Here is a 17,533-nt window from a genome sequence, read left to right as displayed (position 1 = left end):
CGGAAGCACGCGTGGGACGGGGGAGAGGTGACCGAGACGCACGACGACGGCGCCGAGGTCAGCTCCCGCGTGGCCGCCGAGGCGTGGGAGTCGCTCTTCCGCACCCAGTCCAGCCTGATGCGCAGGTTCGAGTCGGCCGGCGACTTCGCCCCGCTGCGCTCCCGGGAGTACGACGTGCTCTTCACGCTCAGCCGCGCCCCGGAGGGACGGCTGCGGCTGCGCGAGCTCAACGAGGCGGTCTTCCTCAGCCAGCCGAGCCTGAGCCGGATGGTGGAGCGTCTCGAGGCGCGGGGGCTGGTGGCGCGCGAGCCGGCGCCCGAGGATGCCCGCGGGACCGTCGTCGTCCTCACCGAGGAGGGGCGTGAGACGCAGCGGCGGATCGGCCGCCGGCACGTGCGCAGCATCCGGCGCCACGTGGGCGGGGCGCTCACCGAGGAGGAGCTCGCCACCCTCACGGACCTGACCACGAGACTGCGCGCCTACCGGCCGTGACCGCGAGGCTTGCGCGCCCACCGGCCGTGACCGCGAGGCTGCGCGCCCACCGGCCCTGACCGCGAGGCTGCGCGCGCCTACCCGACCGTGAGGGCGGCGAGGAGGCGCCTCGCGCCGTCGGCGACGAGCCTGTGCCGCGGCCGGACCGCCGGCGACCTCGCGCGTGCCGGACCGGCCGGTGCGCGCGGGAAGGGGGCCAGGGACCACCCTGCGCTAGCCTGTACCCATGACGGCCGTGGTGCTCCTTACCCAGCCGCGCTGACACCAGCGGGTGCCCCCGACCGGCGGGCGCCGCACCAGCGCGGCTCACCTCCCTGTCCGGGAGGTTTTTTCATGCGTCAGGAGCAACCGCCACTTCCCCGGGACGAGGAACGAACCATGAGCATGCAGGACGAGTCCGCCACCGCGGTCCACGAGGCGGCCGCGCCGGCGGGCGCCACCAGTCACCGCTACACCGCCGAGCTGGCGAACGAGATCGAGCGCGCCTGGCAGGACCGCTGGGAGGAGCGCGGCACGTTCCACGCCGCGAACCCGACGGGCGACCTCGCGGGAGACGGTGTGCCGGCGGAGAAGTTCTACCTGCTCGACATGTTCCCCTACCCCTCGGGCCGGGGACTGCACGTGGGGCACCCGCTGGGGTACATCGCCACCGACGTCGTCGGGCGCTACCAGCGGATGAAGGGCAGGAACGTCCTGCACGCGCTGGGCTACGACGCCTTCGGCCTGCCCGCCGAGCAGTACGCCGTCCAGACCGGCCAGCACCCTCGGATCACCACCGAGGAGAACATCGCGAACATGCGCGGCCAGCTGCGCCGTCTGGGCCTGGGCCACGACGAGCGCCGCACCTTCGCGACGACGGACCCTGAGTTCGTCCGGTGGACGCAGTGGATCTTCCTGCAGATCTACAACTCCTTCTACGACGCCGACGCGCCCCGATCCGACGGCGGAACCGGCCGGGCGCGCCCGATCGCGGAGCTGGAGGCCGAGCTGGCGGCCGGCACCCGGCCGACCCCGGACGGCCGGCCCTGGGCCGAGCTGAGCGCGGACGAGCAGCGCCGCGTGCTCGACGACCGGCGCCTGGCCTACATCTCCGAGGCGCCCGTCAACTGGTGCCCCGGCCTGGGCACCGTGCTGGCCAACGAGGAGGTCACCGCGGAGGGCCGCTCGGAGCGTGGCAACTTCCCGGTGTTCCGGCGGAACCTGCGCCAGTGGATGCTGCGGATCACCGCGTACGCCGACCGGCTGGTCGACGACCTCGACACGATCGACTGGCCCGAGAAGGTCCGCTCGATGCAGCGCAACTGGATCGGCCGCTCCACCGGCGCGCACGTCGACTTCACCGTCCCGGGCGCCGGCGAGCCGCTGACCGTCTTCACCACCCGGCCCGACACCCTGTTCGGCGCCACCTTCATGGTCGTCTCGCCCGAGCACCCGCTGGTCGACCCGGACCGGGGGCTGATCCCGGAGGTGTGGCCCGCGGGCACGCGGGACGTGTGGACGGACGGGGCCGCCACGCCCGAGGAGGCCGTGCGCGGCTACCAGCGCGCCGCCGCCGCGAAGACCGACGACGAGCGGCAGGACGCCGAACGCACCAAGACCGGAGTGTTCACCGGCATCTACGCCACCAACCCCGTCAACGGCGCGCGGATCCCGGTGTTCGCGGCCGACTACGTCCTCATGGGCTACGGCACCGGCGCGATCATGGCGGTCCCCGGCGGCGACCAGCGCGACTTCGAGTTCGCCCAGGCGTACGAGCTGCCCGTGGTCTACACCGTCGAACCGCCCGAGGGCTACGACGGCGGCGCCTACGCCGGCGAGGGCGTCGTGATGAACTCCTCCGGGGACGACCTGTCCCTGGACGGGATGGACGTCGAGTCGGCGAAGGCGGCCATGACCGAATGGCTGGAGGCGAACGGCGTCGGCCGCGGTGCCACCACCTACCGCCTGCGCGACTGGCTGTTCTCCCGCCAGCGTTACTGGGGCGAGCCGTTCCCCGTGGTCTACGATGCCGAGGGCCGGGCCCACGCCCTGCCCGAGTCGATGCTGCCGGTTGAGCTGCCCGAGGTGCCGGACTACTCCCCGCGCACGTTCGACCCCGACGACGCCACCTCCAGCCCCGAGCCGCCGCTGGGCCGCGTGCCGGAGTGGGTGGAGGTCGAGCTGGACCTCGGCGAAGGCCCGAAGACCTACCACCGCGACGTCAACACCATGCCCAACTGGGCCGGCTCGTCCTGGTACGTCCTGCGCTACCTGGACCCCCGCAACGACGAGGCGCTGGTGGACCCGGAGGTGGAGCGGTACTGGATGGGCCCGCGCCCCGCCACCACGCTGCCCGACTGCACCGAGGTGCCCGCGCACGCCTCGGGCGGGGCGGACCTGTACGTCGGCGGCGTCGAGCACGCCGTGCTCCACCTGCTGTACGCCCGGTTCTGGCAGAAGGTCCTGTACGACCTGGGGCACGTCTCCAGCGCCGAGCCGTTCCACAAGCTGTTCAACCAGGGCTACATCCAGGCCTACGCCTACGCGGACAACCGGGGCCAGTACGTCCCGGCCGAGGAGGTCGAGGAGGTCCCGGCGGCCGACGGGGGCGAGCCGACCTACCGGTGGAACGGCGAGGAGGTCTTCCGCGAGTACGGGAAGATGGGCAAGTCGCTGAAGAACATCGTCACCCCCGACGACATGTACGCCACGTACGGCGCCGACACCTTCCGCGTCTACGAGATGTCGATGGGCCCGCTGGCCGACTCCCGGCCGTGGGAGACCCGCGCCGTCGTCGGCTCGCAGCGGTTCCTGCAGCGGCTGTGGCGCAACGTCGTCGACGAGCGCACCGGCGCGACCACGGTCGTGGACGACCCGGCCGACGACGAGACGCGGCGCCTGGTGGCCCGCACCGTCGAGGAGGTCGAGACCGAGATGTCGGCGATGCGGGTCAACACCGCTATCGCCCGCATGATCGTGCTCAACAACCACCTGACCTCGCTGGACAGGGTGCCGCGCGAGGCGGTCGAGCCGCTGGTGCTCATGGTGGCGCCGGTCGCCCCGCACATCGCCGAGGAGCTGTGGTCCCGCCTGGGGCACCCCGAGTCGCTCGCGCGCGAGCCGTTCCCGACGGCGGACCCGGCCCTGCTGGTCGAGGAGACGGTCACGTGCGTGGTCCAGGTGGCGGGCAAGGTCCGTGACAGGCTGGAGGTGCCGCCCTCGATCGGCGAGGACGACCTGCGCGAGCGGGCACTCGCCTCCGAGGCGGTACGGCGCACCCTCGGCGAGCGCGGCGTGCGCAAGGTGATCGTCCGGGCGCCGAACCTGGTCAACATCGTCCCCGGGGCCTGACGGTCGTTCTGGGTCCCCGGGGCCTGACGGTCGTTCTGGGTGCCCTTGATCCGACGGTCGTCCCGGTCGGGCCTGGCCGGGCCGTGTCTGACGGCCGGGCCGGGCCCGGCGTGACGGGCGTCGGCACGCCGTGGCCTTCCGGGCCGGCCGTGGCGTGGACACTCCTGCGCGCGGCCGGCCGGCTCCGCCACGCTGTGTGCAGGAGCCACCGATCAGGAGAGACGATGGAGATCACCGCCCGCGCCGGCCTCGAGCGCAGCACGTTCGACGGCGAGCCCACCTGGGTGCTCACGCACCCCGACGGCGCCCGGCTCGTCGTCGCCGAGACCGGGGCCACGGTCCTTTCCTGGCAGGCCCCGGGGGCCGACGGCCAGCTCGTCGAGCTTCTCGACGGCTACGCCTCCGCCGCCGAGCTGGCCGAGGAGGACGGGTACCGCAACGCCCTCCTCGTGCCGTGGTCCAACCGGATCCGCGACGCCCGGTACCGGTTCGCCGGCGTGAGCCACGACCTGGGTCCGGCCCGGGACGGCAGCCGGGAGGCGCTGCACGGGCTGGTCACGGGTGTCCGGTTCGCGCGGGCACAGATGAGCGTGCGCGACTCCGACCTCGCGGTGCGCCTCGTCGCCTCCGTCGCGCCGGACGAGCACGAGGGCTACCCGTACTCCCTGGACGTCGCCGTCTCCTACGCCCTCGGCGTCGGCTCGGAAGGGGAGTCCCGGCTGGGCCTGGAGCTGACCGCCACCAACACCGGTGACGCACCCGCGCCCGTCACGCTCGGCTGGCACCCGTACCTCCGCCTGCCCGGCCACGACACCGTCGACGGTCTCGAGCTGACCGTCCCGGCCCGCTCCCGGGTGGTCACCGACGAGTCGAAGATCCCGCCCGCCGGGGAGGCCGCGTTCGCCGGCGAGACGACACCCGTGCGGTTCGCGCCGCTCGGCAGCTCCGTGCTGGACCAGGCCTTCACCGACCTGGTGCCCGACGACGACGGCGTGGTCGCGACCGTCCTGCGCTCCCCGCGCACCGGGGAGAGCCTCACCGTGGAGCAGGAGCCGTTCCAGGCGCGGGTGGTGCACGTGTTCACGGGCGACACGCTCAGGCGCGCGCCGCGCGCCTCCGTCGCGGTGGAGCCCTGCGGCCTGCTCACGGACGCCTTCAACCGGGCCGACTCCGCCGAGGCGCTCACGCTGGCTCCGGGGGAGCAGCGCCAGCTCGTCAGCGACATCGTCTACCGGCACGGGTGACGACGGGCGGTCCGCCTGCCGCGGGTGCCACCGACGCCGGCTCGGGAGCCGGGCCTAGGGTGGGCGCCATGACGGGGGTCGCGGTGGTCACGGACTCGACGGCCAGCCTGCCCCCGGACGTCGCCGCCGGTCTCGGCGTCACGGTGGTCCCGTTGCACGTCGTCGTCGACGGCGAGGACCGTCTCGACGACTCGGTCGGCTCCTCGGCGCTGGCCGCGCAGATGGCTGACGGGACCACCGCGACCACCTCCCAGCCGTCGCCGGGCGAGCTGGTGCGCACCTACCGCGCGGCGTCCGACGGCGGGCGGCGGGACGTCGTCGCCATCCACCTCTCCGCCGAGCTCTCCGGCACCGGTGGCCGGCGCGCGACGGGCGGCGGAGGCGCCGCGCCCGAGGGGATCGCGTGCACGTCTCGACTCGCGGACCTGGCGGCGGGACAGGGAACGGACGGGTGCCAGCTGATCGCGCGGCGCTCCGCGGCGCGGATGGCGGCGTTGAGCCCGTAACCGACCAGCCCGATGACCACGATGTACGCGTACATGCGGTCCACGGCGGCGGCGTTGCGGGCGAGGTTGAGGCCGGCCCCGAGGCCGGGCACCCCGATGAGGATCTCCGAGGTGATGACGATGATCAGGGACGTCGCCGAGGCGATCCGCACCCCGGTGACCAGGCCGGGCAGCATCGACGGCAGGGTGAGCCAGCGCAGGGTGTCGCGCCGGGAGAAGCTGAAGGCGCGGGCGGTCTCCGCGGCCACCGGGTCGACGGACCCGACGGCGTAGATCGCCGCCACGAGCATCTGCCACACCGCGGCGTAGGTGGCGAGGAAGATCTCGCCCGGCTTGCCGCCGCCGATGGTGAGGATGACCAGCGGGATCAGGGCGATCGAGGGGATGGGCCGGAGGAACTCGATCACGGGGGTGAACAGCGCCTGCACGGCGGGGACGCGGCCCAGCACCACCCCCACGGCGGTGCCGAGCACGACGGCGATCGCGAGCGACGCGGCCCACCCGGCGAGGGTGCTGGCCACGTCCCTCCACAGGGCGGGGGTGGTCAGCAGCTGCCCGAGGGCGGACGCCACCTCGGTGGGCGGCGGGAAGTCCTCGGGCGGCAGCACCCCGGTGACGGCGAGGACCTGCCAGAGCACGAGCACGCCGAGGACGACGGCGAGCGGCAGCCAGGGGCCGGAGAACCTGTCGGCAGGGCGGCCCCGGCGCCGGGTCGCGACGGCCGCCCGTGCGCCGTCGGTCTCCGTCACCGCGCTCATCCGGCGCTCCCCAGCAGCTGGGCGGCCCGCTCCTCCAGGCCGTGCCGGTCCACCTTGTTGGTCGCCGCGAGCGGCAGCTCGTCGAGGAAGAACACCCGGCGGGGGTGGGCGTACGGCTCGAGCTGGGTCAGCACGTGCTGCCGCAGCTCCGTCTCGGTGACCTCCTGCCCGGGGACCGGCACCACGAAGGCGACCGGCTTGGCGCCCTTGACGTCGTCGGGCACGGGCACCACGGCCGCGTGCAGGACGCCCGGGTAGGCCTCGAGCACCTGCTCCACGGCCCGCGGGTAGACGTTCTCCCCGCCGGAGGAGAACATGTCGTCCTCCCGGCCGGCGAAGAAGTAGAAGCCGTGCTCGTCCACCTCAAACACGTCGCGGGTGTGGTAGTACCCGTCCGCCGTGACCGGCGAGGGCAGGTCCGGGCGGCGGTAGTACTCCGTGAGCAGCGCCGGGCAGCGGATCTCCAGCACGCCGCGCCGCTCCTGGGCCCGGCCGGCGTCGTCGACGAGGCGCAGCTCCACGGCCGGCGACGCCGCGCCGACGGAGCCGCGCGGCGTGGGCAGACCGTCGGGATGGTCGCCGAACGCGATCGGCCCGGACTCGGTGGTGCCGTACCCGAAGTGCAGCACCGCGTTGGGAAACAGCTGCTCGACGCTCTCCAGCAGGGCGTCCCCGGCGGGCGCGGAGCCGACGAAGATGTCGTTCACCGAGCCGAGGTCGAGGGTGGCGGTCAGGTCGGTCTCGGCGAGCATCATGGCGAACATGGGGGGCACGCCGGTCACCCGCGTGCCGCGCTCGGCCGCGACGGCCGTGAGGAACGCCCGCGGCTCGAACCGGTCGAGCAGGATCACCGTGGCGCCGCCGGCGAGCGCGGTCTGCACGTTCGAGAGGGCGTTCATGTGGTACAGCGGCGCGGCGACGACGAAGCGCGCGGCCGGGTCGACCCCGCGCTCCAGCGCCACCGAGATCACCCACAGGTGGCTGCGCTGCGACAGGACGACACCCTTGGGGTGCCCGGTGGAGCCGGAGGTGTACAGGATCATCGCGGCGTCGCCGAGCGCGCGGGGGTGCCGCGCGGCCGGGCGACCTCCGGGCCGGGTCACGCCCCCCGCCCGCCACGACTCCCGCCGCGCCCGCCGGACCATCGACCCGGCGACCCTGCCGGCCAGCGGCGCGTGGTCCGAGAGCGACGAGCCGGACGGGCGCCAGTTCGCCGACCTCGGGTCCCTGCCCCTGGAGGCGGGCGGCCGGCTGCCGCACGTACGGCTCGCCTACGAGACCTGGGGCGAGCTCAACGAGGCCGGCGACAACGCCGTCCTCGTCCTGCACGCCCTGACCGGCACCTCGCACGTCACGGGCCAGGGCGCCGACGAGGGCGACCCCGGCTGGTGGCACCAGGTGGTCGGCCCCGGCCGCGCGATCGACACAGACCGCTACTTCGTCGTCGCCCCGAACGTCCTCGGCGGGTGCCAGGGCTCCACGGGCCCCGCCTCCCCCGCCCCCCGACGGGACGCCGTGGGGCTCGCGCTTCCCCACTCTGACGGTCCGCGACCAGGTGGCGGCCGAGCTCGAGCTGACGGAGCTGCTCGGCGTCGAGCGCTGGGCGCTCGTCGTCGGGGCCTCGATGGGCGGCCACCGCGTGCTCGAGTGGGCCGTGAGCGCGCCCGAGCGGGTGGGCGCGATCGCCGTCGTCGCCTCGTGCGCTCAGACCAGCGCCGAGCAGATCGCCTGGTCCCACGCGCAGGTCGCGGCCATCGAGCTCGACCCGGCCTGGCGCGGTGGCGACTACTACGACGCCGCACCCGGTCACGGCCCGCACGCCGGCCTGGGCCTCGCCCGGCAGATCGCCCACACCACCTACCGCACGCCCGTGGAGCTGGACCAGCGCTTCGGCCGGATCCCCCAGGGCGGGGAGGAACCGCTCTCCGGCGGCCGGTTCGCGGTGCAGTCCTACCTCGACCACCACGCCGCCAAGCTCGCCGAACGCTTCGACGCCAACAGCTACCTCACCCTGACCCGGGCGATGATGACGCACGACGTCGGACGCGACCGCGGCGGGGTCGAGGCCGCCCTGGCGCAGGTGCGCGCGGAGACGCTCGTCGTCGCCGTCGACTCGGACCGGCTCTTCTTCCCCGCGGAGTCCGAGCGCATCGCCGCCGCCGTCCCGACGGCAGGTCCGGTCGCGTACGTGCGCTCGCCGTACGGGCACGACGGGTTCCTCATCGAGCACGACCAGGTGGCGGCCCTGCTCGGCCGCTTCCTGCGGGCCGTCGCCCCGGTGGGGCGCCCCGCGCGCTGACGCGCTCGCAGCGCCTGCGGTACCGTCCCGGCGGACGGCATGATGGGCCCATGGCGCGCAGGAACAGCAAGGTGGAGGAGCCGCCCGCCGACCCGACGGAGCCGAACGCCGTCCTGCCGGAGGAGGCCGTCGAGCTCCCGCCGCCACCCCCGGCCGACCGGTGGGCGACGGACGTGCTCGGGGCCGGGTTCCAGGCCAGGACGCTGCCGCTGCACGACGACGACGAGGGCGAGGTGGCCGCGACCCTGGTTCGCCACGTCCCGGCCGACGACCCGGGAGCGCTGCCCGGCACGCCGTCGTCGCCCGCGTTCGCCGTGCTGTACCTGCACGGCTGGAACGACTACTTCTACCAGCGCGAGCTCGCCCGCCGCTGGTCGGCCGACGGGGGCGCCTTCTACGCACTGGACCTGCGCAAGTACGGCCGGTCTCTGCGGGCGCACCAGACGCGTGGCTTCATGGAGTCGCTCACGGTCTACGACGAGGACATCCACGCCGCCCTGAAGGTGGTCCGGGCGGAGCTCGGCGTGGGCACCGACCTGGTGCTCATGGGCCACTCCACCGGTGGGCTCACCGCCGCCCTGTGGGCCCACCGCCACCCGGGTGCCTGCGGGCGCTGGTGCTCAACTCGCCGTGGCTGGAGCTGCAGGGGTCGGCGATCCTGCGCGGGGTCGCCCAGCCGATCGTCGGGCGCTCGCCAAGCTGCAGCCCAGGGCCGCCCTGCCGACGTCGGACCTGGGGTTCTACCAGCGCACCCTGAGCGGGTGGACCGACGACGACGGCCCGCTGCCGGACGGCGGCGCTGACGACCCGTTCTTCACCGGCTGGGCACCGGACCCGCGGTGGCGCGTCGTCGGAGCTCCCATCCGCGCCGGCTGGCTTGCCGCGGTGCTGGCCGGGCACCAGCAGGTGGCGGGCGGCCTGGAGATCTCGTGCCCGGTGCTGGTGCTGACGTCCGGGCGCACGCTCATCACCCCGCGCTGGTCGCCGCAGATGCGGGAGGCGGACACCGTTCTCGACGTCGAGCAGATCCGCCGCCGTGCCCTCCAGCTGGGGCCGCTGGTGACGGTCGCGCAGTTCGAGGGTGCCATCCACGACGTGACGCTGTCGGCGCAGGACGTGCGTGAGCGGGTCTACGCCGAGCTGCGCCGGTGGTCGCGGGCCTACGTGCACCGCTGAGGACGGAGCCGGGGCGATCTCACGCCGCCGGCCCGGTCAGCGCAGGACGGCCCGCCTCGCGCGGTCGGCGTTGCGGCGCTCCCAGGGCCGGCGGACGTGGGCGCTGAGCTCGGCCCGGGCGTCGAAGAGCGACGGGCCGCTCTCGCCGAAGCGCCAGACCCGCCAGCCGTCGACGTCGTCACGCCCGGAGACGGCGCGGGCCGCGAGGTCGGGGTCGGCGAAGGTGCCGCCCCCGGAAATGCGGATCTCGCCGTCGGCCGTCAGGACCGCGTCATGCCGGATGCCGCGCCGCAGCTGGGCCCACACGAGCGGCGTCTCGCCGTCGAGGCTGGCGGCGATGTCGGCGAGCGCCGCACCGTCGGAGGGCGCGGCGTCCGGGCTGGCCGGTGAGACGGCGGACGACGGCGAGGCCGTCGTCGACGCTGAGGACGGCGACGCAGGCGTCCCGGGCGAGCCCGAGGACGACGGCGAGGCGGGGGTCTTCGGTGAGGCCGGTGACGAGGACGACGGCGAGGCGGCGGTCCCCGGCGAGGCCGGCGACACCGAGGACGACGGCGAGACGGCACTCACCGGGGAGACAGTGCTCACCGGGGAGGCAGGGCTCACCGGGGAGGCAGGCCTCACCGACGAGACCGGCGTCGCCGCCCTCCACGTCGAGGACTCCGCCGTCAGCTCGTTGGGCCGGACCCCGGCGGCCAGCACGCGACCGACATCGACCTGGCCCGGCCGCAGCTCGTTGACCTCGAGGAAGCGCCGGCCGTTGGACATCTGCCGCAGCGCCAGCTCGTGGACGACGACGCCCGACTCGGCGAGGACCTGCAGCGCGGGACGCACCTCGTCCAGCACCGTGCCGGCGACGATCACGAGCCGCGGTCCCGCGGCCGGCTTGGGCGGGAGCAGCTCGCGGAACGCGTTCCAGTCGCGACGGAACGCCGCGACACCCCTCGGGTAGAGGTCGGCGAGCTGCGACCAGCCGAGACCTGCGTTCCGCGCGGACCGCGACAGCGCGTCCACGAGGGCTGCGGAGTCGAGCTCCTCGGTGACCTCGACGGTCACTACCTGGCCGGTGGCGTCGAGCGCCGTCAGCCGCGGGGCGGGCGCACCGGCGGGGCGGTACGTGCCCGGGCGGCGCCCGTCGCCGTGCCAGCTGACCGGGAAGAGGGGTCGCTGCACGACCTCGAGCACCTGGTCACGCACCGCTTCCAGGATGTCGGGCTCGATGTCCTCCGGGACGGGGTGACCGAACTGGGCTGGCACGAGGCGCCCGTCGTCGAACTCGAAGAACGGCATATACGACGTCGACCTGACTGACTCGTGGGTGGGATGGGTTCCGTCCCTATCTTCGCACGACGGCGTCTCCGTTCCGGTGGCCGGTGCGGGGTCCTCCGTCACATGTGGTGCGGACCCGCCGGGCTCGCGATGGGCGCGATGACGGGGGATCACGACGGCACGACGGGCACCACGGCACCACGGCGCACGACGGCGCGCCGTTCCGCCGTCGTCCCTAGCGCTGGCCGGTCAGGAGCTGGGCGAGGTGGACGCCGTGTCGGCCGGCGAGCTGGTCGGCCTGCGTGCGGCAGGAGAAGCCGTCGGCAAGGTAGACGGTGTCCGGCCGCGCCTCGCGCAGGGCGGGCAGCAGGGCGTTCTCGGCGACGGCGACCGACGTGTCGTAGTGGCCCGTCTCCATGCCGAAGTTGCCGGCGAGCCCGCAGCAGCCGGCGAGGCGCTTGACGGTGGCCCCTGTCCGGGCAAGCAGGGCGGCGTCGGCCTCCCACCCCATGACGGAGTGGTGGTGGCAGTGGGGCTGGGCGACGATCTCGACGCCCTCGAGAGACGGCGGCACCCAGTCCGGCCCAGGACCCACCGGGTCGGGGGCGGTGAGCAGCTCGGCGAGGGTGTAGGTGCCGTCGGCCAGCATCCGCGACCGGGGGTCGTCGGGCAGGAGGTCGACCAGGTCCGAGCGCAGCACCGCGGTGCAGGACGGCTCGATCCCCACCACCGGGACGCCGTTGGCGGCGTAGGGCGCGAGGACGGAGAGCAGGTGGGTCAGCCGCTTCTTCGCGCCGTCGAGCTGGCCGGTGGAGATCCAGGTGAGCCCGCAGCAGGCGTTCTCCGCCGGCACCATCACGGTGTAGCCGGCCTGCTCCAGCAGTGTCACGGCGGCGCGGGCGCCGTCGCCCTCGAGGGTCTCGGAGAAGGAGTCGGCCCACAGCACCACACGACGCTGACCGTTGCCCGGCCCGCTCGGATCCTCGCCGGGCATGACAGCTGCGCGACCGCTGCTCGACGCGCCGAACGCACCCGGTGCGCCGCCAGCGGTCGCGGCGTCGGGCCGCGCTCGCGAGGAGTCTGTGGCGCCGCCGTCGCGCTTGCGCCACCAGCTCGAGAAGCGCTCCTCGGCGAAGGTGACCATCTGCCGGCGCGGGTCCATGCCGCCGGCGCGCAGGACCAGCCTGCTCAGCGGCCGGAACCTCAGCACGGCGTTGCTCAGCCTCGCCAGCGCCGGGACCTTGGTGACGAGCCCGGTCCAGCGGGGCAGCTGGCCGAGGAGGTAGTGGTTGACCGGCCGGACCTTGCCGTCGTAGGCCCGGTGGAGAACCTCGGACTTGTACCGCGCCATGTCCACCCCGGTGGGGCAGTCGGCCGAGCACGCCTTGCAGGACAGGCAGAGGTCGAGAGAGTCGCGCACCGCCGGGGAGTCCCAGGACGTGACGAGGGAGCCGTTGGTCAGCTCCTGCAGCACGCGGGCGCGCCCCCGGGTGACGTCCTTCTCGTCCCGGGTGGCCTGGTAGCTCGGGCACATGAAGCCGCCGGCGGCGGAGTTGTCGGCCCGGCACTTGCCCACGCCGGTGCACCGGTGCACCGCGGTGGCGATGTCGCCACCGTCCTCGAGGAACGCGAACCCCTTCGCGGCCGGGGTCGGCCTGGCGTAGGGCCGCCGCAGGTCCGCGTCGAGCGGGGCCGGATCCACCAGGACGCCGGGGTTGAGGTGGCCGGCGGGGTCGAAGAGCGCCTTGACCTGGCCGAACAGCTCCAGGACGTCCGGGGTGTACATGCGGTCGAGCAGCTCCGAGCGGGCCCGCCCGTCGCCGTGCTCGCCGGACAGCGACCCGCCGTAGCGGGTCACCAGGTCGGCGCTGGCCTCGAGGAACTCCCGGGACGGGCCGATGCCGGCGGGGGTCTCCAGCGGCAGGTCCAGGCGCACGTGCACGCACCCGTCGCCGAAGTGGCCGTACAGGAGGCCGTCGACGCCGCGCTCCGCCATCAGGGCGGTGTAGTCGCGCAGGTAGTCCCCCAGCCGGTCCGGCGGGACGGCGGCGTCCTCCCAGCCCGGCCACGCGGGGTCACCCGCGGGTGTGCGGCCGCCGAGTCCGGCGCCGTCGGCCCGGATCCGCCAGAGCGCGTCGACCGCGCCCAGGTCGGCCGCCGCAGGCCGAGGATCGGCCGGCCCGACCGCGTCCGCTGCGGCGGGTCGAGGGCGCCGGCAGGCGTCCGCCCGGATCAGCTGCCGAGCGCGTCGATGGTGTCCAGCTCGTCGTCGGTCAGCTGCAGGCCGACGGCGGCGAGGTTCGCCTCGAGGCGGTCGCGGTGGACCGACTTGGGGATGACCACGAAGCCACGCTGGAGGTGCCAGGCGAGGACCACCTGCTGCGGCGTGCACCCGTGCGACTCCGCGACCCTGGTGAGCGCGGGATCGTGCATGTCCGTGCGCTTGAAGGCGCTGTAGCCCTCGAGGACGACGCCGCGCTCGCCCAGCTCGGCCACGAGGGTGGGATCGTGGTCGGAGGGGCTCCACGGGATCTGGTCGACCGCCGGCGTGACCCCGGTGGCGCTCGTGAGCTCGTCGATCAGGTCGGCCGAGTAGTTCGAGACGCCGATCGACACGGCACGCCCGCGCTCCTGGGCGGCCACGAACCGCTCCCACATGCGCAGGCTCCCGTCCTCGCCGTGCGGCGGCCAGTGAACGAGCCAGAGGTCGACCCGGTCGAGGCCCAGCAGATGCAACGACTGCTCGAGCGTCTCGTCCTCGCGGCCGACCCTGTCCGGCGGGCACTTGGTGGTCACGAACACCTCGTCCCGCACCCCGGAGTCCGCCAGCGCGCGGCCGATCTCGGCCTCGTTCCCGTACATCGTGGCGGTGTCGACGTGCCGGTAGCCGAGATCCAGCGCCGTGCGCACAGCCCGGTACACCTCCTCACCACCGGCCTGCCAGGTTCCGAGCCCGAGCAGCGGGATCGAGGCGGACCCGTCGCGCGTGGCGATCGCCACCGTGGGCACGGCGGTCACGACGTCCCTCCGAAGGTCGCCGGGGCCGGTCCGAAGGCGTCCGTCGTTCCCTCCACCACGTTCTTCGCGATCTTCCTCGTGCCGGCGTACCCGATGACGACGCCGAGGCCGAAGGGCGCCAGGCGCCCCAGCGCCAGCGCCCCGCCCCGGGCGGCGCCGTACTTCACCAGGCGCCGGGTCAGTGCCTTGTTCACCGCCTTCACCGTGCCGACGGGCAGCTTGGTGAACGCGGCCTTCGCCCAGTAGAGCGTGCCGAGCCCGAGCTGGCCGGAGATGGCCTCCGCCCCCTCCTCGCCGAGGAGCGCCGCCAGGAGAAGGGTGCGCCGTCGTTCGACGTCCTCGGGGGCGACGCCGTGGACCGACGCCACCGCCATCACGTACCTGGCGGAGGTGGAGAGGAAGGCGACGGTCTGGACCGTGGTGAGCCCGAGGGCACTGACGGTCCCGACCCCCGGGACGGTGGCGACGGACCCCACGGCGGCGCCGAGCCACGAGGCTCGGCGGAGGTACCGCTTCTCGAGGCGCTGGATCAGCGCGGCCGGCGTGAGGTCCGGGTCCTCCCGCCGGAGCTCGTGCACGAGCTCGTCCGCGCCGGAGGCGCGCCGCACGCCCAGGTCGACGAGGCGCTCGACCAGACCGTGGTGGGCGCTCTCCTCCTGCTCGTCGGCGGTCCGGGCCGCGGTCGCGACGGTCGGGGTGCGAAGGTCGGTCTCGTGGCGTCGTCCGCGAAGGGCGTTCATCCGGCTACCTCGTCCGTGAAGATGATCGTGTGGGGAGCACCGGCGTCGAGGGTGCGGCCGACGGTGCACTGCCGTTCGATGGCGAGCTCGGCCCGCTCGAGCGTCTTCGTCCGTGTTCTCTCGTCCAGGGCGGAGAGGTCGGTGACGATCTCGACGGTCAGGGTCTCGTACCGGTTCTCCTCCTGGTTCTTCTCGTTCGCCACCCCGACCAGCGCGGCGAAGTCGGTGCCGAGCGCGTGGGCGAGACGGTGGTCGGCCGACAGGCTGCTGCAGGTGGCCAGTGCCAGCTGGAGCAGCTCGCCCGGGGTGAACTCGCCCTCCCCGTCGCCGACCAGCACCTGCGCCCCACGCGCGTTCCGACCGGTGTAGGCGCGGGTCCCGGTGCGCTCCGCCCACAGCGCCCGGGTGGGTGGTTCCTCCGTCGTGTCCGGGGATGCCGCGGTATCCAGCTCGACGTCACTCATGGGGACGATCGTGGCACGCTGCGGGGCCCGTCGCCCGCCGCGACGCGTCTCCCTCACTGCCCTCGCCCGCCGCGACGCGTCTCCCTCACCTGCCGCGACGCGTCACGGCGTCCCGCGTACGTTGTCCCCGTGACCACTCCCACCGGCTCCCAGACGCTGCCGGACTCCGTCGTCATCGTCCTCTTCGGCGCCACGGGGGACCTGGCCGGGCGCATGGTGCTGCCGGCGGTCCACGAGGTGCACGCGCGCGGCCTCATGCCCGACCACTGGCGCCTGATCGGCTGTGCCGCCGAGGATCTCGACGAGGAGTCCTTCCGTGACCGGGTCGAGAGGGCGCTGGACGACAGCGACGTCGGCAGGCCCGCCGACTGGGAGGCTGTGCGCCCCCGGATCCGCTACGCCGCCGGCGAGTTCGGCGTCGACGACCCGGGCGTCCTGCCCCGCGTGCTGGACGAGGTGCGCGGCGAGCTGACGGACGAGAGCGGCAGCGAGCCGCTGGTCCTGCACTTCCTGGCGGTCCCGCCCGTCGCCTTCAAGCCCATCGCCCGGGGGCTCGGAGCGCACGGGCTGGCCGACGGCGCACGGGTCGTCTTCGAGAAGCCTTACGGCACGTCGCTCGAGTCGTTCGAGGACCTGGACGCCGCGGTGAAGGAGGTCCTGCGGGAGGAACAGGTGTTCCGGATCGACCACTTCCTCGGCAAGGAGGGCGTGCAGACCATCTACGTCCTGCGTTTCGCCAACCAGCTCTTCGGTTCGGAGTGGTCCCGCGCGAGCGTCGAGCAGGTCCAGATCGACGTGCCGGAGGACCTCGACGTCGCCAACCGCATCGGCTTCTACGAGGCCACCGGTGCCGCGCTCGACATGATCGTGACCCACCTGTTCCAGGTCGCCGGCCAGGTGGCCATGGAACCGCCTGCCGACCTGCGCGACCCCGCGTCCGTGCTCGACGCCCGGGAGACGGTGCTGCGCTCCTTCCGCCCGCTCGACCCGGCCGAGGACGTGGTGCTCGGGCAGTTCGAGGGCTACCGGGACATCGACGGTGCGTCGCCCGACTCCAGGCAGGACACCTACGCCGCCGTGCGTCTGTGGGTGGACACCGAGCGCTGGCGCGGTGTGCCGTTCCTGCTGCGGACCGGCAAGCGGATGGCGCGCAAGACCCAGCGGATCACGCTCGTCCTCAAGCCCCCCGTTCGGGCCGCTCGCCCGCGAGCTCGACACGCCGAACACCATCGAGATCTGCTTCAGCGGCGACGGCGAGATCCAGCTCGGCATCACCGTGAAGACGCCCGGGCCCGACCTGACCTACTCCTCCGGCAAGGCGGTGCTCGAGCTGGACGACGTGCCCGGCGGAGAGCCGATCTCGCCCTACGCCTCGCTCATCCACGATGCCCTCGTCGGGGACCGCTCGCTGTTCACGACGGCGGAGGGGCTGCGGGCCGCGTTCACGGCGTTCGCCCCGCTCCAAGGGCCCGAACGGCCCGACCCCGTCGCGTACGAGCCGGGGTCGTGGGGGCCGCGGGAGGCTCGCAGGCTCGCCCTGCCGCACCGCTGGATGCTGGGGGAGTAGCGGCTCGGCCAGGGTCGGCCCGCGCGGGCACGGCGAGCGCGGACCGCGCGGCAAGGCGAGCACGGCGCGGGCGACGTGGCGCACGTCACGCGTCCGGTACGGTGGGGGGCGCACCTGGCTCAACGGCGAGCCAGGCGCCTTCGAACCCCACGCACCGCAGACCTGCCGGTCAGTGCCGGGCGGCGAGCTCCTCGAGCCCGAGACGGCGCTCGGCGGCGACGACCTCGTCGACGGTGGCGACAGCCGCCCGCTCGATGGGCTCGCCGAACAGCGGGACGGAGGCGGTCACCTCGCGTCGTAGGTCAGCTCGCAGCCGGCCAGCCTCGGCGCGAGCCGCTGGGTGCCGGCGATCCGCACCGGCACTCCCGGGATGTCGACCGACATCGTCGACGTCCGGCTCCCGTCGTCGGCGGGAGCCTGCCACGCCTCGACCAGCCGGACCTCGAGCGCGTCGCCCGTCAGCGAACGGAGCGCCGTCGGCACCGCCGTGGTGGGCATCTCCGCCCGGGTCGTCACGGTGAAGGCCGCCCCGTCGCGGACCACCTCGCACGTCGTGCCCAGTGCTCCCGCTGCGGCCAGCTTCCGCTCGACGAAGTCCCGGCTCGCCAGCATCGCCGCCACGGTCTCGACGTCGGCGGGGTATGCGGTGGTTGCGGCGAAGCGCACGGGG

The 17,533-nt window shown here is 74.1% G+C and carries 13 protein-coding genes and 4 pseudogenes; 9 read left to right on the top strand and 8 right to left on the bottom strand.

What is annotated here, in order from left to right:
• The first annotated feature begins 27 nt into the window (after window positions 1-27).
• From DA06_RS07395 to DA06_RS07380, 4 genes and pseudogenes are all read left to right on the top strand, one after another.
• The gene (locus DA06_RS07395) at window positions 28-492 is read left to right on the top strand and encodes a MarR family transcriptional regulator (RefSeq protein WP_052436481.1); all 465 of its coding nucleotides are present in this window, start codon (window positions 28-30) and stop codon (window positions 490-492) included.
• A 384-nt stretch (window positions 493-876) separates the two neighbouring features.
• Window positions 877-3,822 (top strand): leucine--tRNA ligase, encoded by a 2,946-nt coding sequence (gene leuS, locus DA06_RS07390; protein ID WP_043498727.1) that lies wholly within the window; start codon window positions 877-879, stop codon window positions 3,820-3,822.
• Window positions 3,823-4,046: 224 nt separating this feature from the next.
• Window positions 4,047-5,066, top strand: a complete 1,020-nt coding sequence (locus DA06_RS07385; RefSeq protein ID WP_043498712.1) for an aldose 1-epimerase — start codon at window positions 4,047-4,049, stop codon at window positions 5,064-5,066.
• Window positions 5,067-5,134: 68 nt separating this feature from the next.
• A pseudogene (locus DA06_RS07380) lies at window positions 5,135-5,359 on the top strand (DegV family protein); the annotation flags it as partial.
• Here DA06_RS07380 and DA06_RS07375 read toward each other — a convergent pair.
• Window positions 5,347-6,330, bottom strand: coding sequence for an ABC transporter permease (locus DA06_RS07375; protein ID WP_418607283.1), 984 nt, complete (start codon window positions 6,328-6,330; stop codon window positions 5,347-5,349). The pseudogene DA06_RS07380 and the gene DA06_RS07375 overlap by 13 nt on opposite strands.
• A complete protein-coding gene (locus tag DA06_RS07370; protein WP_418607282.1) occupies window positions 6,327-7,433 on the bottom strand; it encodes a class I adenylate-forming enzyme family protein in 1,107 nt (368 codons plus the stop codon). The genes DA06_RS07375 and DA06_RS07370 overlap by 4 nt, the downstream gene beginning before the upstream one ends.
• Before the next feature lie 40 nt (window positions 7,434-7,473).
• Between DA06_RS07370 and metX the strand changes: the two are divergent.
• From metX to DA06_RS07355, 3 genes and pseudogenes are all read left to right on the top strand, one after another.
• Window positions 7,474-8,629, top strand: a pseudogene (gene metX / locus DA06_RS07365) (homoserine O-acetyltransferase MetX).
• Between the two features lie 50 nt (window positions 8,630-8,679).
• Window positions 8,680-9,432: an alpha/beta hydrolase gene (locus DA06_RS07360; RefSeq protein ID WP_418607280.1), complete on the top strand. Its 753-nt coding sequence runs from the start codon at window positions 8,680-8,682 to the stop codon at window positions 9,430-9,432.
• A gap of 82 nt (window positions 9,433-9,514) precedes the next feature.
• Window positions 9,515-9,805 (top strand): hypothetical protein, encoded by a 291-nt coding sequence (locus DA06_RS07355; RefSeq protein WP_418607279.1) that lies wholly within the window; start codon window positions 9,515-9,517, stop codon window positions 9,803-9,805.
• Between the two features lie 36 nt (window positions 9,806-9,841).
• Here DA06_RS07355 and DA06_RS07350 read toward each other — a convergent pair whose 3' ends face one another.
• From DA06_RS07350 to DA06_RS07330, 5 genes and pseudogenes are all read right to left on the bottom strand, one after another.
• Window positions 9,842-11,095 carry a hypothetical protein gene (locus DA06_RS07350; protein WP_052436479.1) on the bottom strand — a complete coding sequence of 418 codons (1,254 nt, stop codon included), beginning with the start codon at window positions 11,093-11,095 and terminating at the stop codon, window positions 9,842-9,844.
• 214 nt (window positions 11,096-11,309) lie between these two features.
• Window positions 11,310-13,301: pseudogene (locus DA06_RS07345) on the bottom strand (FAD-binding and (Fe-S)-binding domain-containing protein); the annotation flags it as partial.
• Between the two features lie 5 nt (window positions 13,302-13,306).
• Window positions 13,307-14,092, bottom strand: coding sequence for an aldo/keto reductase (locus DA06_RS07340; protein ID WP_052436478.1), 786 nt, complete (start codon window positions 14,090-14,092; stop codon window positions 13,307-13,309).
• Window positions 14,089-14,832: a hypothetical protein gene (locus DA06_RS07335; protein WP_052436477.1), complete on the bottom strand. Its 744-nt coding sequence runs from the start codon at window positions 14,830-14,832 to the stop codon at window positions 14,089-14,091. Before DA06_RS07335 ends, DA06_RS07340 begins: the two co-directional genes overlap by 4 nt.
• The gene (locus DA06_RS07330) at window positions 14,829-15,296 is read right to left on the bottom strand and encodes an OsmC family protein (protein ID WP_052436476.1); all 468 of its coding nucleotides are present in this window, start codon (window positions 15,294-15,296) and stop codon (window positions 14,829-14,831) included. Before DA06_RS07330 ends, DA06_RS07335 begins: the two co-directional genes overlap by 4 nt.
• A gap of 213 nt (window positions 15,297-15,509) precedes the next feature.
• On the opposite strand from DA06_RS07330, the pseudogene DA06_RS07325 reads away from it, so the two are divergent.
• Window positions 15,510-16,439, top strand: a pseudogene (locus DA06_RS07325) (glucose-6-phosphate dehydrogenase); the annotation flags it as partial.
• A gap of 133 nt (window positions 16,440-16,572) precedes the next feature.
• The gene (locus tag DA06_RS07320) at window positions 16,573-16,863 is read left to right on the top strand and encodes a hypothetical protein (RefSeq protein WP_418607278.1); all 291 of its coding nucleotides are present in this window, start codon (window positions 16,573-16,575) and stop codon (window positions 16,861-16,863) included.
• Between the two features lie 285 nt (window positions 16,864-17,148).
• On the opposite strand, the gene DA06_RS07315 is transcribed toward DA06_RS07320, so the two are convergent.
• The gene (locus tag DA06_RS07315; RefSeq protein ID WP_052436475.1) at window positions 17,149-17,529 is read right to left on the bottom strand and encodes a DUF2505 domain-containing protein; all 381 of its coding nucleotides are present in this window, start codon (window positions 17,527-17,529) and stop codon (window positions 17,149-17,151) included.
• Between the last annotated feature and the right edge of the window lie 4 nt (window positions 17,530-17,533).

It is taken from the genome of Georgenia sp. SUBG003, from assembly GCF_000715355.2.
Taxonomy (GTDB): Bacteria; Actinomycetota; Actinomycetes; order Actinomycetales; family Actinomycetaceae; genus Georgenia.
This window is presented reverse-complemented; position numbering and strand designations above follow the sequence as displayed.

Excerpts from the sequence above, each read along its gene's own strand:
- DA06_RS07350 (WP_052436479.1), bottom strand. The coding sequence starts at position 11,095 with ATGCCGTTCTTCGAGTTCGACGACGGGCGCCTCGTGCCAGCCCAGTTC.
- leuS (WP_043498727.1), top strand. The coding sequence starts at position 877 with ATGCAGGACGAGTCCGCCACCGCGGTCCACGAGGCGGCCGCGCCGGCG.
- DA06_RS07385 (WP_043498712.1), top strand. The coding sequence starts at position 4,047 with ATGGAGATCACCGCCCGCGCCGGCCTCGAGCGCAGCACGTTCGACGGC.
- DA06_RS07375 (WP_418607283.1), bottom strand. The coding sequence starts at position 6,330 with ATGAGCGCGGTGACGGAGACCGACGGCGCACGGGCGGCCGTCGCGACC.
- DA06_RS07330 (WP_052436476.1), bottom strand. The coding sequence starts at position 15,296 with ATGAGTGACGTCGAGCTGGATACCGCGGCATCCCCGGACACGACGGAG.
- DA06_RS07335 (WP_052436477.1), bottom strand. The coding sequence starts at position 14,832 with ATGAACGCCCTTCGCGGACGACGCCACGAGACCGACCTTCGCACCCCG.
- DA06_RS07360 (WP_418607280.1), top strand. The coding sequence starts at position 8,680 with ATGGCGCGCAGGAACAGCAAGGTGGAGGAGCCGCCCGCCGACCCGACG.